Here is a 16431-nt window from a genome sequence, read left to right as displayed (position 1 = left end):
GGCCGGCCCCTGTGACGGTTTTCCCGCTCTTTAGTGGTCTTTAAACGCCAGCCATGTCAGCAGCCGCAGACTCGCTGAAAAATAGTCCTCGTCGCTGTTCAGCGAATCATTCAGATAACCCGTTTCCCCGAGCGTCAGATCGCGCACGGCGAGCAGTCCCCCCGCCATAGCGTAAGGGGCTTTATCGTTACTCATGACATCAATCCAGGCGGGCGTTTGCAGGCGCTGGAAGTTCATCCAGAAACGCTGGAACGGCACCAGCTGTAACGACGCGGGATCATACCAGTACAGATAAAGCGGAATACGGATTGCATCGTAGCTGAAGCGCGGTGGCCAGGCCGTGGCCGGAGCCAGTGACCCGTCGGCGTTCATCGCCACCCAGTCCAGCGGCAGCGCGCTGTCCCCGAAGCGCATCTCAGACAGCAGGGCGACCCCGTCGTCGATCAGCGTATTCCACACTTTCAGATGGCTGCGCCGGGCAAAATCACGCCACGCCGGGAAGATAAAATAGGACGGGTTCAGTACCACATAGCTGGTCTTGTTAAAGCCCTGCGCGCCGGGCAGCATGATTGTGCGGCCCGCAAAGGTGATCACGTTATGGGCGATAATCGCCCGCTGAATGCGATCTGAATGCTGTAAATAGGACTGATCCTGCCATTTCTCCCCGGCCTTCTGCAGCGCCCAGGCGATCAGCACATCGCCGTCAGAGGCGTTGTTTTTATCGCTGACCGGATCGGCGTTCCCCGGAATATATTTCCAGTAAAACAGGTCATTTTTCGGGTTACTGAGATGGGTTTGCGTCCAGCGCCACAGGCGGTCAAAGGTGGTGTGGTCGTTGTAATACACCGCCATCAGCATGGCATAACCCTGCCCCTCCGTATGGCTGACATTGTTGTTGCCCGTATCCTGAATACGGCCTTCAGAAGTCAGAAAACGTGTTTTAAACGTACCCCAGCCCTCTGCGGCGCTGGCCTGAGACAGGCCCAGCACCAGCGCAAGCAGGATGATGCCTGCCCTGAACATTGCCATCATGGTATTTCTCACCTCTGGTAGTGAAAACGCAGTGAACTTTCACCGGTTTCTTCACAGGTCAGGGCGACGTTCTCACCGCCTCCCTGAACGCGTAGCCAACGGGCATACAGGCCCAGTAAAACCGCACCGAGCGCCAGCCGCCACTGGCGATCCGGCATAATGCCATCACCCGGTGGTAACGCCAGATGATCGATCACGATCGCGGTATCTGAAGGCTGCAGATCCACAAACCCCCAGTTAAACTGCCCCAGTACCAGATTGATCTGTGCTTCCAGATCCGCCACGGTCGCGATGGTAGCCAGCGGATAACGGCTGGCGAGGTTATCGCCCATCTGGCGTAAAAACGCCTGGCTTTCCTGCTCGCCGGCGTTATTCAGCATCCCGTTGATCATCACGCTCAGCAGATCAAACCAGCCGGGCTGGTACTGCTGCTGACGGTAATACTGCAGGGTGCGTTCCTGTAACTGACTCATGCTTATTTGCCTCCCAGCATGTAGCGGAAGTAGAGCTGCGCTGTACTTTCGTTATAGTCGCCGAAGGTGTCATAGCCCAACTGACCGCCGATGGTGACGTCTTTGTTGATCTTATAATCCGCACCCGCGTGCAGGTTATAGCCGATACCGCTCTTGCTGCCGCCGCTGAAGTACGCCTCTTTGGCATAACCTGCCGTCACAGCATCTTCCAGCAGTGACTGGTAATCGCTGTTGTTCGGGAAGTACGCGCTGCGATCCTGGGTATAGGACTGATAACCCGCCGAACCGCCCACTTTTACGCTCAGATCGTCATAGGTCTGGGTGAAGTCTACCGGGAACGATACGCTGATATAGTTCTGCGGGCTGAAGTAGCCCCCCTGACCGTAGCTGAAGTTACTGAGGTTCTTCGAGAAGTCCATCCAGCTGATGTTGATGCCGGTTTTCAGTTCGCGATCGTTAAAGTGAAACGGACGCACATAGGCGCCGGCGTTACCCATTAACGAGGTATTACTGGCCACGTTTTCCCCGACATAGCTGTACCCCCCGGCACCGACATAGAATCCGGCATCGCCATCGTCGTAACTCAGCATGGCGTTACCGCCGTTTTTGGTCACGCGACCCCAGCTCTTGCCGGAAAACTTATCTTTCACCCCAACGTATGAGAGCAGACTGTCGGTGACCGCACGGCGTTCGCCGGTGAGGATCAGGGTCAGATAGTCCGTCAGCTTCGGTGCCCACTTCACACCGCCGACCATCGTGCTGAGATCCTGACCCAGCGGCGTGCTGCCGAGGTCAATCCTGTAGCTGTCGCCGCTTAACGCCAGGTTCAGCTCCACGCCGGAGGCCGTCTGCGAGTCGGTCGACGATGACGATGCCGTATCAACATTGACCTTACGCGAAGAAGCCGCAAGGTATTTCGCCAGCGTCGCGTTATTATTCAGGCTCTGTAAGTTGCTGACGCCGCTGTTGGTGAACGGATTGTAGTCCGCGCTATCGATACCGGTAAGATTCGTCAGCGCCGCGCCCACGCCCGGATTAGCCGCATCAAACGTCGCTTTCTCCGCCGCGGTCAGCCCGCTGTAACTGGTCTGTTCATTTTTAATGTTCTGAATCAGGTTAGCGACCGCGACTCCGGCCGCCCCGGTGCCAAGACGGCGATAAGCATCACCGCTGGCGCTGCCGGCGCTCAGGGTCATCGGTGTCACGGTAAAGTCAAAGCGGGCGTCACCCAGCGGGGAGCTGGACCACACCAGCGGCGCTTTCGCCTCGGTCAGCTTGCTCAGGCCGTTCTCGCCGTCGCGACCGCGGATCTGAATGCCGCCCTGCATCCAGGTGCCGGTATCTTTCTCCAGCTCATCCATCATGGTGTCAATCTGATGCAGCGTCTGATTCTGTCGGGTCGCGGCTTCAGTACCGCCGCCGACGAGGGTCAGCCCGCCTTCAGCCCCGTCAATATCACGATAGTCTCGCGCATCCGGCGCCTGCTGCCAGGGCATGGTATTGCCGTACACCGACGGTGATTTGCGTACCGACATCGTCGTGCGGTTGATAAAGGGGTTATCGGACAGCGTCAGGCCGCCAATGCCGGCGGTACTGCCGACACGGCTGCCGTCCAGCCCGATCATCTTACCTTTGGCGGTGCGCAGATAGCTCAGGGCCTGATGATGATCGCCCTCCGCTTCGGAAACCCGCGCCAGCAACAGCAGGCGTTCCGGCGACGGCTCGCCGCGCAGGCCGCTGGCCAGAGCGCGAGCTTTGGGCACATCATTCAGCGCCAGCGCGGTGTTAATCGCCCCTTCGCGCGCATCCTGAGTGTCGGTGTCGCGCGTCATCAGGTAGTCGTACACCACTGCGGCTTCTTTGTTCATCTTGCCGGACTGGTACAGGCGCGCCATGGCAAACATCAGGTCGGAATTCTGCGGATCTTTCTGCAGGGCGCCGATCAGCTTATCGTAGGCCGCCGCATACTGTTTGCGTTCACGCAGTTCATCCACTTCATTAATTATCCCGCCGTTACGGATCCCCGCCAGCTGGGCGCTGGTGCTGCGTGACTGCAGTTCCGGGTTACTGAGGAAGGCCTGCGCTTCACCGCCCAGTCCCGCCTGATTCAGTACCGCCACCTGGGCCGCATAGTCACCGGCGTTACCCTGCACACCGCGCTGCATACTGGCGCGCACAACGGAGACCGCCGTGGTCATATCGCCCGCCTGTGCCAGGCCTTTCGCCAGGTTACCCGCATCCGCCGGATTCTGCGGCGGGTTCGCCGCCAGCGCTTTCAGCGTGTTGGCCGCCGCCGCACTGGCGCCCTGGGCCAGATACTGCTGCGCCACGGACATCTGCTGGTTGAAGTTCACACGCTGGGTCAGCGCGCGCATCTCTGCGTTTTGACTGCGGGCCGGAATGCGTGACAGCAGGCTCTGCGCCTGCCCCCAGGCCCCGCTTTCGCTGGCAAACAGCGCGGCCGCATACACTTCATTGCTGCTGGCACCGTTGCGGAAAGCAGGCTGCATCACGCCTGCCGCCGCAGCGGTATTGCCCTGTTGCTGATAAATACGCGCAAGGTCGAGGCGCAGCCAGCCGTCGGCCGGGAAACGCTGCATGCCCTGCTGCAGGATCGTAATGGCCCGCTGCGGGTTGCCGGCCGCCAGCGCCTGCTTCGCGTCACGGCGCACCGGTTCACTGGTGGCCACCGGGCGCGGCGTCACTGCCTCGCGTACGCTGGACGGGAGAGAGGCCAGCAGTGTGTTAGCTTCGGCGGTGTTACCCTGCTGCCGCAGCACGTAGAACAGCCCCTCTTTCGCCGGACGGTTAGCGGCATCGCCGGACAGCACGTCACGGTAGGTCTGCGCGGCCTGATCCAGCTGATTATTACGGCGCAGCACGTCAGCACGGAACAGCTTCGCTGCCACGCCCTTCTCGCCCGCTGCCTGGGTTAACGGCGCGCTGAGGCTTAAAGCCTGCGCGCTGTCCCCGGCTTTCATCGCCTGCTGGGCGGCGGCTAACTGACCGTAGAAGCGGGCATCGGTTGCCTGCTGCTGGCGCTGTTCGCTGTTGCTGCCGCCGAGCTTCGCTGCACGCTCCAGATAGTCTGCCGCTCTGGCATAGTCGCCGCTGCGCTGCGCCACATAGCCCAGTCCGGCCAGCGCGTCGGCATCCTCCGGGTTGGTTTGCAGCACCCGATCGAAAGCGGTCTGTGCGCCGCTGACGTCGCCGCTGTTCAGGGCGTTAAAGCCCTCACCTTTGGCCGCGCCGCCGACGTTTTTCCGGAAGTGATCCATCACCGCCGTATCCTGCGGATGGCGCTGCTGGTAGTGCTGATACAGCGGCGCATCGCCCGACTGCGGGCCCAGCCACAGCAGCGCCTGACGCAGGGAACGATCGGCGTCGGCATTGCCGCCCGCCAGTCCTTCCAGCATTTGCAGCCCCTCACGGCGGGTTGATTCCTGCCAGGTCAGGGCCTTGCCCAGCGCCAGCTTCGCGCCGGTATCCTGCGGGTGCTGCGCCACGAACTGCCGCAGGTTGTCCACCGCCTGCGGCAGCAGGGTGCGATCACCGGCCATGGTCAGGTAATACTCCGCCGCCACGCTGGCCGGTGGCGTATTCCCGCTGAAGGTGTTGCGCCAGGTCTGCAGGGCCGCCGCGGTATTGCCGCTGCGCGCCTGTTGTCGGGCCAGAGACAGCTGCGCCGCCGGGATAGTCTGCATCTGACGGGCTGCGTCCAGTTCTGACAGTCGCGGATCCTGTGGCGAGACCTGACTGAGCCGCGCGCGCCATTTGGCCGCGGCCGCACCATCCCCGCCCTGCTGAGACCACAGCGCCATCAGGAACAATGCCTGGGCGTTGTTCCCATCCACCATCAGCACTTTATTCAGCGCATCACGGGCCAGCTCATCATGCGCTTTCTGATGCCAGTAATTTGCCTGGTCAAACAGCGCCTTAACGGCGGGATTGTTCTCTGCGGCCAGCAGCGGGAACGTCATCACCGACAGCACCAGGCCGCTGCCAAACATCCAGCGTTGGCGAATTCTGGCGGTTAAGGGGGTGAGTGTTGTTTTCATTATTCTTTCTTCTCGCCAGAGGTACGGGAATGATCCTGCGGGTGCAGACGACGCCATGCATGGCGCTTCAGCAGAACACAGGCGCTGAGTCCCACCAGGGTGGCACAGAACAGCGCCAGTAACGCCAGCAACACGGCATGCTGGTTGGCATACCATACAACCATCATGTACCAGGGCATTTGCCCGCTCGGGAACTGAGCGCCCACGCTAAAGCTGCGGATACCATTCTCATCGGTAATGATCGCCGTATCCCCCCGGATACCCGCGTTAATCCGTGATGAGGTCATGTCGTTATGCAGTCGCGCCAGCTGGTTATCATCGGTCGCGACTGTCATCACCACCAGACGACTGCTGTTCCACGGTGAGCGGTAGCTGATAAAACCGCGCCAGTCTTCGTTCGACGAGAAGTAACGGTCAGCGTCCAGCGTCTGACGATACCAGTTACCGGTCAGCCAGCTACGCAGGTTATCCAGCATATTCGGCACTTTAACGCCAAGGGTATGATTATTCAGTTCGTACGGTGAGCCTGCCAGCAACTCGCGGTTAAAACTGGTCTGTGCCAGGGTGGAAACCGAGAGAATATCGCTGTTTTCCAGGCGGCCACGCAGCGTACCGGCAGCCGGAATACCAAACATGACGCTGTTCTGACTCAGCGCGGCGCCGGTTGCATTGCCCGAACGGCCTGCCATATCCAGCAGCGTGCTGATCTCGGCGTTACTCGGGTTTGAAGGAAGCATCAGTACCGTCTGAGAATAATCAGCCAGACGCGAGAAAGGGAACGAGGCTCCGACAAAGTAAGAGAGGTTCGGCAGTAACGTAAAGTGACGGGTATGACTCAGATCGATAAACGAATCATCTTCAATCCGGCTCTTGATATTGTTGTTGGTCAGCACGCTGCACGGTGCCGTGGCCTTAGGTTTGATATTGAAATAGAGCTGCATCTGGTTGTCACCGTAAATCAGGTACGGATCCAGTTTCAGGGTATATTTCTCCTGGCGCGCATCCCCACCCAGGCGGTGCCAGATATTTTCCAGCAGGCCGACCTTATTGACTGTCAGGTTACGCAGGAAGGTTCCGTTCAGCGTGACGTTGAGCAGAGAGTTATCTTCATCAATCCAGCTTTCTGACGGGAAGCGATAGTTCAGCTGGACAGGAATGCTGTCACCGTCCCACAGAAACAGATCGGGTGCCGCACGGAAGTTAACGCGCAGCGCATCATGCCAGATGCCTGTGGTGGTCAGATTCTGATCCTTACGCAGGAGTTCGCTGAGACGTACCGGACGTTCGGTATTGATCCAGCGCGGCGCATCGTACGGCTTGCGCAGCGGCATACTCTGCGGCGTGACGGCCAGCGACGGTTCATCTGCCGTCATCGGCTGCAGAAGACGCCACGCAGCCTGACGCAGCTGATCGTCGGTTTTGCCAGTCACCAGCAGCAATTTGTACACCGGGTTATCCGGGTTACTCACCATATGCAGGGAGGGACCGTCACTTTCCGGTAAGGTCAGGCTACCGATTTTTTCACCGGGGTGACCAAACACCACGCCGTTTTTCTCCGGCAGCGCGCCACGTAATACCGGAAAGCTGATGCCGCGATAGTCTGCCTGAATTCCCATCCAGGATGAGAGGATCGCCGCCGCGCTGACTTCACCCGGCGTGATGTCATTGCCAAAGATAATGGCTACGCTGGCCGGGCTCATGCGCAGCGGGTCAATAAACGGACGCGGGAAATTGCGCAGGTTGGTTCCGATATTCAGCTGCTGGCCTTCCAGTGCCAGCGTGGTATTCGGCAGAATAGTCACCTGATACTGCCGGGCGCTGTCGCGCTCACACAGCAGCTGGTCAGCATCGTTAATTTTAAAGCTCAGGTTATTGCTGGACACCACCATCGCCGCCGGAATATCCAGCTGATAATCCTCGCTGGCACGATCGGAGGCACTCAGCGGCAGGGTCCCCAGCGGCTGGCCGTTCAGCATCAGCTGCAGCGACGTATTCCGCGCCGCCAGCGCCTGGGACACTTTCAGCGACAGGTTCAGGCGCGCATTGGTGACCACTTCATCGGTCGGCAGGGTGAAAACAATCCCGGATTGCAGCTGCCCCCCGGTCAGCGTGATCCCCTGCTTCTGGCCCATCTGCGCCACGCTGACCGTGCTGGAAAGCGGTTGATTGAGCGATACGGCAGGCTGCGTCTCAGCCTCGTCCATGACCGGGGCCGGCAGCGGCGGCAGGCCCGCAGGCAGGCCTTCGTTGGTGCCCGGTGGTAGCGCGGCTTCATCGCCCGCTGGCAGGCTGCTTTCCGCCGATCCGGCAGGCAGATCCGTTGCTACGGCCTGGCCCTCCGCCGGCGGAGACGTCTCCGCAGGCAGGGAGCCAGCAGGCGCCTGTGCCGGCATGGCCGGGGTTTCCGTCGCCGTGGCCGGGGTGTCGGTCTGCGCCGGGGGAGCGGCGTCTGCCGCTGGCGGCGTGACTTCAGCCCCCACATCTGCCGGCGGCGGAATATCCGATAATGCGCTGCTGTCGCGGGTGACGCTGCCCGGATCGGCCTGCGCGCTGCCCAGCGTGAGCAGGGTACTCAGGCACAATGCCCGGAGGAGGAGTGGCTTCATACCGCGCTATCCTCTTCCACTTGTGCCCGACGTTTTTTTCTTGCCCGCCGATCCTGGAATGTCAGCCAGAACAGCTCAAACACGGTACGAATAATGTTCAGTAACGAACGCAACGGTTTATCTTTAGGCCCCACAGGCTGGATCCAGGCGTCGGCGCGCGACAACACCACCCGAACCAGCTCACGACGGCGTGGCAGCGGCATCTCATCAAACTGCAGTCGGATAACGCCATCCTCCGCACCAATCACCTGGACCGGAATGGAGATCACCCCGGACTGCAGGATGAGGTCAATGGCTTCAATCTCGTCCTTCTCATGACGCGAGTCTGGCGCATCGATCTGCGCACCGCCCATCGACAGGTTAACGGTATTTGAACGCGATGAGATGCCACTGGCGTAGTGCACCACCACGGGAAGATTGACATCAACACGGATGGTTTTACGCACCTGTTTGGTTTCACGCGCCACGGCAATGGCTGCCATCAAAATAATCAGGCTGAAGGTCGCCCAGCCGACGTTCAGCGCAATAACGTAGGGATCCACGCCAAAGTAGTCATGCGCTGTCGCCCGGACAATGCCACTCACGACGCCCACCAGTAACAGCAGAGCGCAGATCACGTGCGGGCGCACGATATTGAAGTCAAAGAAACCGACGTCCAGCAGGCCACCTTTATCCGTCACGTTAAATTTACCGTGCTTCGGTGAAATCATCGTTAACAGGGTCGGGATCACCAGATGGAAGGCCATCACGGTTTCGTAGATCTCTCCCCAGAAGGTGGCGCGGAAGCGACCGTTCATACGAGAGTTAACGTAAAGCGACATTACCAGGTGCGGCAGAACGTAGGCGAAGATCAGGCCTGCCGACGAGTGGATGATATTCAGATTGAACAGCAGGTACGCCAGCGGCGCCGTCAGGAAGACAACACGCGGCAGGCCAAACTGGAAATGCAGCATGGCGTTGAGATAGCAGAGCCGCTGCTGCCATTTCAGCCCGCGACCCAACAGCGGGTTATCGACGCGGAAAATCTGCGTCATGCCTCGCGCCCAGCGCGTACGTTGGACAATATGCAGACCCAGACGCTCGGTCGCCAGACCGGCGGCCAGCGGGATAGCGAGGAAGGCAGAGCCCCAGCCAAGACGCTGCATTTTCAGCGCGGTGTGGGCATCTTCTGTCACGGTTTCCACCGCGAACCCACCAATCTCTTCCAGCGCTGAACGACGAATGACCGCGCAGGAGCCACAGAAAAAGGTCGCATTCCAGTTATCATTACCCTGCTGAACCGGGCCGTAGAACAGGGCCCCTTCGTTCGGAATGTCGCGGGCGGCTTTCAGGTTGCGCTCAAACGGATCCGGTGAATAGAAGTAGTGCGGCGTCTGGAGCAGGGCCAGCTTTTCATCTTTCAGGAAAGCACCGACGGTGGCCTGCAGGAAGGTGCGTGTTGCCACATGGTCGCAGTCAAAAATGCAAATCAGCTCACCTTTGGTGATTTTCATTGCATGGTTAAGGTTACCGGCCTTGGCGTGGCGATTGTCATCACGCGTGATGTAACCCACGCCAACATCGGCGGCAAAGCGGGCAAACTCGCTGCGCTTACCGTCATCCAGCAGATAGATTTTGATCTTATCGCGCGGATAGTCGATGCACTGTGCCGCCAGCACCGTATCACGTACCACGTCCAGGCTTTCGTTATAGCTGGGGACGTAGACATCAACGGTAGGCCACAGGCTGATATCGTCGGGCAACGGCTCAATGGTGCGCTTCAGCGGCCATGAGGTTTGCAGATAACCGAGGATTAATATCAGCCAGACATAAAGCTCGGCCATAAATAGCCCGATGCCAAGAATGGCTTCGACCTCAGAATTAAAATGCAGTGTTTCCGTCGCCCGCCAGTAAATATAGCGTGTGGACATCATCGCTGAGAGGATCACCATCACGATGGTGATTTTTTTGCTTTTGCTAATACCTAATAAAAACAGAATAGCAATCGAGATTAAGCCAAAAATATATTGCTTAGCGCTATCCATCGGTGTCGTCACGATGACGGCTGCGACGGGGAATAATACCAGCAGCAGGAGATAAAAGAGGACTTTATTCATAAGTCATCCTGAATATGTATTGTTATAATTCGTGGCAATCCCAACATAATCGGATTACGCGTATTCAGGCCTCCCTGCCTGGTCATAATCCGGCCGTTAACGGGGCTTTAGCGGAGCATGCAGTTCTCCGTCACCGACTTTAATATCAAGCAGCGCAGCAAGGCGCTTAGCGATCAACTCAATATCAAACGCCGCGGCGGAGACAGGGCTAAAATCAAAAATCGACTGTTGGGACGCATTGGCTTCTGCCACACTTTCATCACGATTCACGACGCCCATCAGCCTGTCGCCAAGGCGCTGCTGCATAAATGCGGTCACATCGCGGCTGATATTTCTGCGGCTATCGCTCTGATTCAGGACGAAATAATGACCTCCCCGGTGATTCAGCGCCCCACCAATCATTTTTTCTTTTTCAATCTGCGGAAGCAGCGACAAGGATGCCGTGTCTGCCAGCATCACCACTAAATGCATATCGGCCAGCGCCGTCATGGCTTTAAGCGCCGGCCCGGGGCCGGGAGGGAAATCAGCGATAATCACCAGCCCGGGGTAGTTCAGCACCGTGTGCAGGCCACGGGACAGGAAGTTAGGATCGCGGGTCAGGTTGTCTTCAAACCCGAGACGCTGATCTTCCGTCACGTCACCGTAAGGCAGGACAAAAATATTGCCCCCGGTGGTGAGAATGGACTGACTCCAGTCAGAGGTTTCGGCAGATTTTGCGACAAAACCCCGGCTGTCCGCCAGTGGGACACCAAAGTGCAGGCGCAGGGCATTTTGCACGTCAAAATCGATCGCCAGCACCTTGCTGCCGCCACGGGCGAGGGCATGAGCAAGATTGGCTGCCATGGTGGTTTTCCCCACGCCGCCTTTCGGTGAGCAGACACAAACTAACGGCATGAGGCGATTTTCTCCAGCAGGGGATGTAGCAATATATCTTTCGGAAGCGACGCGGAAGACGGGGTGGCAGCAGGGCTGAACAGCCGCTTAAAACTGACATTAGCGGTAGCCTCTGACGCTGATGAGCGCGGCGCGATGGCCGGTGTGGCCGCTGGCGCAATATGCAGGGGTGTCGGAACGGCTGAGGGTGGCGATGCAATGTCGGCCACGGGCTGTGCCGCAGGGGCTGCATGGGCAGCCAGCTGCGCTAACAGTGAACTGCCGGATACCGCCGTTTGCTGTGCGATCGGCATGGCTTGCAGGGGAGCGGTATCGCCCCCGTCAGCCGGGGCTGCCACCGGGACAGGCACGGCAGGAGACGTGGCAGCAGGCGGCAATGAAGCAGAGATACTGTCCAGCAGTGAAGCCCCCACCCGCCCCGAAGACGCGGGTGCGACCGCCTTAAAAGACTGAACAGGCAGATGCGACGTGGCCGGCTCAGACGCGGCCAGAGGCGGCGTAAAGGCGGCCGGATCGGCGGGCTGAGGTGCTGCTCTGTCAATACGCTGACTGTTATCCAAAACCGACCCTGCGCCCTCTTTCAGCAACTGTCGGATCACGCTCCAGTTGGTGGTATCAGCGTTCAGCACCTGCTCAGACATGTCTTTGAATTCAATGTGGTTTGTTTGCGTTTTTTCTTTAAAACGCTGCAGGTCATCATAGCTTTTCATGAGTATGATCGCGCAAGGTGGAGGATTTCGCGGCAATATAACATATAAATTTTGAATTACTCAGACTAATCTCATACCCCAGATAAAAGGCGTTGAACGATTAATTCACGTCAATAGATTTCAATTATTCATTGCGACAGTTATATATCAACACAGTGATTATTTGGTTTAGTTAATTATTTTGCACAGGCTAATTAAAAGCTATTTCCTGTCACTGAAATATCTTTCTGCTGCTTACCCCTGCTTAATACAACGTCCCCTTTTTTCTGGCAAGACTATCCCATAATCCTCTCCCGGATGAAGAAAAGCTGACACAAGTCTCTTGCAAAAGCCCCTGTGACAGACCGAATCTTCGACGCCTGCAGATTCGGCTTAAGTACGACAGATAAGGAGACTTTTTATACAGCATAGCAGTGGTTAGGGAATGATGCATTTTGCTTAAGGATTTTATGCGATGTGTAACAGCGGGCGGGCCGGAAAAGCGGCCCGGCCCCTGCGCGATACGGTGAACGGCAGGGGGCGGGCCAGGGTCATAGGTTAAGCCGTCGGGGTCGCCCTTTTCTTCCGGCCTGCCCGCAGGGGTTAAGCGCCGGGATTTTCATCCTGATCCACGGCGAAGCAGGCGACCTGCTGTCCGCCCCAGGTCTTCAACTGCGGCTGGAGCTGCACGCAGGTGCCGAACTGGCGGCGGCAGCGCGCGTTAAAGGCACAGCCCGGCGGCGGATTCAGCGGGCTGGGCAGCTCACCGGTCAGCTTGATGCGCTCGCGGCGCTCATCCGGGTTAAGGCGTGGCGTGGCCGACAGCAGTGCCTGAGTATAGGGGTGCAGCGGGTTTGAGAAGATCTGCTCCTTACTTCCCTTCTCCACGCAGCGGCCCAGGTACATCACCATCACTTCATCCGCAATATGTTCGACCACCGACAAGTCATGAGAAATAAACACGTAGGAGAGGCCGAGGTCCTGCTGCAAATCCATCATCAGGTTCAGCACCTGCGCCCGCACCGAGACGTCGAGCGCGGAAACCGGCTCATCGGCGATCAGCACGTCCGGATCCAGCATCAGCCCGCGAGCAATGGCAATACGCTGACGCTGGCCGCCGGAGAACATATGCGGGTAGCGGTCGTAGTGCTCGGTCTTCAGACCAACCTTCGCCATCATCTCCAGCGTTTTTTCCCGGCGCTCGGCTTTGCTCAGTTGGGTATTAATCAGCAACGGCTCTTCCAGGATCTGGCTGACCTTTTTACGCGGATTCAGGGAACCGTACGGGTTCTGGAAAACGATCTGGATTTTCTGACGGCGCAGCTTCTCCGCTTCCGGATCGTGCTTCAGCAGATCCTGTCCCTGGTAGAACAGCTGCCCTTCGGTTGGCGTTTCGATCATCGTCAGCAGGCGGCCCAGGGTCGACTTACCGCAGCCGGACTCGCCCACCACGGCCAGTGTTTTACCGCGTTCCAGGTCAAATGACACGCCATCCAGCGCTTTGACCAGCCGCTCCTGGCCGAACAGGCCTTTTTTAACCGGGTAGTGCTTCTTCAGATCGATGGCCTGCATCAGCAGGGTCGGTTTATCGTGTTCAGGCTTCATAAGCAGGTCTCCCGGCATCATCCAGTGGGAAATGACATTTGGACTGACGCCCGGCAATATCACGTAAAGGCGGTTCCTCGCTGCGACAGCGATCCTGCGCATACGGGCAGCGCGGGTTGAGCAGACAGCCGTTCGGGCGGTCGTACTTGCCGGGGACGACACCCGGCAGTGACGCCAGCCGGGCTTTATCCACCGCGAACTCCGGCAGCGCACGCAGCAGCGCCTGAGTATACGGATGGCGCGGGGCCTTAAAGATATCCACCGCTTTACCCGTTTCCACCACCTGACCGGCGTACATCACGATAATGTGCTGTGCGGCTTCGGCCACCAGCGCCAGATCGTGGGTGATCAGGATCAGCGCCATATTTTCCTGGCGTTGCAGATCGAGCAGCAGTTCAATGATCTGCGCCTGGATCGTCACGTCGAGCGCCGTAGTGGGCTCGTCAGCGATCAGCAGCTTGGGACGGCAGGCAATCGCCATGGCGATCATCACGCGCTGGCTCATGCCGCCGGACAGCTGATGCGGATAGACATCCAGACGGGACGCCGGATCGGGAATCCCCACCTGGTTCAGCAGGTCAATGGCGCGCTGACGGCGGGTACGCTTATTCCCGCCCTGATGCACCTTGATGGCTTCCATGATCTGGAAGCCCACCGTGTAGCAGGGGTTAAGGCTGGTCATCGGATCCTGGAAAATCATCGCCACGTCCGAGCCCACCAGCTGGCGGCGCTCTTTTTCCGAAATGCGTTTCAGGTCACGCTGGTTAAATACCAGGTTATCCGCCATCACCTTGCCGGGGTAATCAATCAGCCCCATAATCGCCAGCGAGCTGACCGATTTACCGGAGCCGGACTCGCCGACAATACCCACCACCTGACCCTGCTCAACCTGATAGCTGATGCGGTCGACGGCGCGGAACGGTGCTTTTTCGTCGCCGAAATGCACCGAGAGTTTATCTACCGTTAATAGTGCCATCTCGTCGCCTACTGTTTGAGTTTCGGGTCGAGAGCGTCGCGTAAACCGTCGCCCATCAGGTTAAATGCCAGTACCGTCAGCAGAATGGCAACACCCGGGAAGGTGACCACCCACCAGGCACTCTGCGCAAACTGCAACACGTCGGAGAGCATGGTGCCCCACTCCGGCGTGGGCGGTTGTGCCCCCATACCCAGGAAACCCAGCGCGGCCATATCGAGGATCGCGTTGGAAAAACCGAGAGACGCCTGCACGATCAGCGGTGCCAGGCAGTTTGGTAAGATATTAATGAACATCTGACGCACGGCACCCGCTCCGGCCACGCGGGAAGCCGTGACGTAGTCGCGGGTGACTTCCACCAGCACCGCCGCACGGGTCAGTCGAATATAGTGCGGCAGGGCGACAAAGGTCAGCGCTATCGAGGCGTTAACAATCGACGGGCCGAAGATAGCCACCAGCACCAGCGCCAGCAGCAGGCTTGGCAGCGCCAGCATAATATCGACCAGACGCATAATCGCTGCGTCTACCGCGCCGCCCACATAGCCGGCAATCAGACCAAAAATCACGCCAAAAATCAGTGACAGGACTACCACCAGACAGCCGACCAGCAGCGACAGGCGGGCACCGTACATCAGCCGCGACAGCACATCACGGCCGACGTCATCCGTGCCGAATACATACTGCCAGCTACCGCCTTCCTGCCAGGCCGGAGGCTTCAGCAACGCATCACGGAACTGCTCCGCCGGGGCATGAGGTGCCAGCACGCTGGCAAAGACCGCGATGAAAATCATCACAACCACGTACACCAGGCCGATTACCGCGCCTTTGTTACGCTTAAAGTAGTGCCAGAATTCCTGTAACGGGGTCATCGGCTTGGGTGCAGCGTTAACGCTACCTGGATCCACAACAGACATGTTGGCCCCTTATTTCTTATGACGAATGCGTGGATTAACCACGCCGTAAAGCACGTCGACCAGCAGGTTGACGACGATAATCAACGTGGCCACCATCAGTACCCCACCCTGCACAACCGGGTAGTCGCGGCGCTGCAGTGCGTCGATTAACCAGCGCCCCAGGCCTGGCCAGGAGAAGATGGTTTCCGTCAGGATGGCACCTGCCAGCAGCGTACCGACCTGAAGACCAATCACCGTGACGACTGGCAGCATGGCATTGCGCAGCGCGTGGACCACGATGACCCGCATCGGGGTCAGTCCCTTAGCGCGTGCGGTACGGATATAGTCCTCGCCCAGCACTTCCAGCATCGCCGAGCGCGTCATACGCACAATCACCGCCAGCGGGATAGTGCCCAGCACGATGGCCGGCAGGATCATATGCATCACGGCATCGTTGAAATCGCCGGGTTCGCCCCAGAACAGGGTGTCGATCAGCATAAAGCCGGTCAGTGGCATGGTGTCATCAAGGAACACCGTGTCCCCGATGCGCCCGGAAACCGGGGTCAGATTAAGCTGCACCGAAACCAGCATGATCAGCATCATGCCCCACCAGAAAATCGGCATCGAGTAACCGGTCAGGGAGATCCCCACGGCCGTATGGTCAAAGATGGAACCGCGTTTAACGGCTGCCAGCACGCCGACCGGGATACCGACGGCAACGGCGAACAGCATGGCGCAGATGCCCAGCTCAAGCGTGGCCTTAAAGCGCGGGACAAATTCGTCCCACACCGGTACGCGACTTTTCAGTGACATACCGAGGTCGCCGTGCAGAACGCCTTTGATATAAGTGAGGTACTGCTGCCAGAGAGGCTGATCCAGACCGAGCTGGGCCATTAACTGGGCGTGACGTTCCGGGGAAATACCGCGCTCGCCCACCATAATCATCACCGGATCGCCGGGGATCATATGAACAAACGCAAAGGTTAACAGGGTGATACCGATAAACGTTGGGATAACAAGACCCAAGCGTCGGAGTATGAACTGCAACATATTCCGTATTCTCTTTTAGTTCCTGCCAGCCGTAACCGACAGGATTATTATTGCTCACATCT

11 protein-coding genes are annotated in these 16431 nt (G+C 58.5%); all 11 read right to left on the bottom strand.

Annotation, left to right across the window (positions count from 1 at the left end):
* Positions 1-30: 30 nt before the first annotated feature.
* Positions 31-1029 (bottom strand): glycosyl hydrolase family 8, encoded by a 999-nt coding sequence (locus K6L24_RS00455; RefSeq protein ID WP_062743952.1) that lies wholly within the window; start codon positions 1027-1029, stop codon positions 31-33.
* Positions 1030-1040: 11 nt separating this feature from the next.
* On the bottom strand, positions 1041-1505 hold the full coding sequence (bcsD, locus tag K6L24_RS00450) for a cellulose biosynthesis protein BcsD (protein ID WP_062743953.1): 465 nt from the start codon (positions 1503-1505) through the stop codon (positions 1041-1043).
* 2 nt (positions 1506-1507) lie between these two features.
* Complete coding sequence (locus K6L24_RS00445) at positions 1508-5563, bottom strand: cellulose biosynthesis protein BcsC (RefSeq protein ID WP_222681838.1); 4056 nt, start codon at positions 5561-5563, stop codon at positions 1508-1510.
* Positions 5563-8169: a cellulose biosynthesis cyclic di-GMP-binding regulatory protein BcsB gene (gene bcsB, locus K6L24_RS00440; RefSeq protein ID WP_062743955.1), complete on the bottom strand. Its 2607-nt coding sequence runs from the start codon at positions 8167-8169 to the stop codon at positions 5563-5565. Before bcsB ends, K6L24_RS00445 begins: the two co-directional genes overlap by 1 nt.
* The gene (bcsA, locus tag K6L24_RS00435) at positions 8166-10265 is read right to left on the bottom strand and encodes a UDP-forming cellulose synthase catalytic subunit (RefSeq protein WP_062743956.1); all 2100 of its coding nucleotides are present in this window, start codon (positions 10263-10265) and stop codon (positions 8166-8168) included. The genes bcsB and bcsA overlap by 4 nt, the downstream gene beginning before the upstream one ends.
* A gap of 96 nt (positions 10266-10361) precedes the next feature.
* Positions 10362-11159, bottom strand: a complete 798-nt coding sequence (gene bcsQ, locus K6L24_RS00430; protein WP_222681837.1) for a cellulose biosynthesis protein BcsQ — start codon at positions 11157-11159, stop codon at positions 10362-10364.
* The gene (gene bcsO / locus K6L24_RS00425) at positions 11150-11869 is read right to left on the bottom strand and encodes a cellulose biosynthesis protein BcsO (RefSeq protein ID WP_222681836.1); all 720 of its coding nucleotides are present in this window, start codon (positions 11867-11869) and stop codon (positions 11150-11152) included. Before bcsO ends, bcsQ begins: the two co-directional genes overlap by 10 nt.
* Positions 11870-12451: 582 nt before the next feature.
* Positions 12452-13453 (bottom strand): dipeptide ABC transporter ATP-binding subunit DppF, encoded by a 1002-nt coding sequence (gene dppF, locus K6L24_RS00420; RefSeq protein ID WP_062743959.1) that lies wholly within the window; start codon positions 13451-13453, stop codon positions 12452-12454.
* Complete coding sequence (dppD, locus tag K6L24_RS00415) at positions 13443-14429, bottom strand: dipeptide ABC transporter ATP-binding protein (protein ID WP_062743960.1); 987 nt, start codon at positions 14427-14429, stop codon at positions 13443-13445. The genes dppF and dppD overlap by 11 nt, the downstream gene beginning before the upstream one ends.
* 8 nt (positions 14430-14437) lie before the next feature.
* On the bottom strand, positions 14438-15340 hold the full coding sequence (dppC, locus tag K6L24_RS00410; protein ID WP_118665199.1) for a dipeptide ABC transporter permease DppC: 903 nt from the start codon (positions 15338-15340) through the stop codon (positions 14438-14440).
* 9 nt (positions 15341-15349) lie between these two features.
* Complete coding sequence (dppB, locus tag K6L24_RS00405) at positions 15350-16369, bottom strand: dipeptide ABC transporter permease DppB (RefSeq protein WP_062743961.1); 1020 nt, start codon at positions 16367-16369, stop codon at positions 15350-15352.
* Positions 16370-16431 lie beyond the last annotated feature (62 nt).

The sequence above is a fragment of the Erwinia persicina genome, assembly GCF_019844095.1.
In the GTDB taxonomy this organism is placed as follows: domain Bacteria; phylum Pseudomonadota; class Gammaproteobacteria; order Enterobacterales; family Enterobacteriaceae; genus Erwinia; species Erwinia persicina.
Note: the sequence above shows the minus strand (reverse complement) of the source record. Positions and strands in the feature narration are given on the sequence as shown.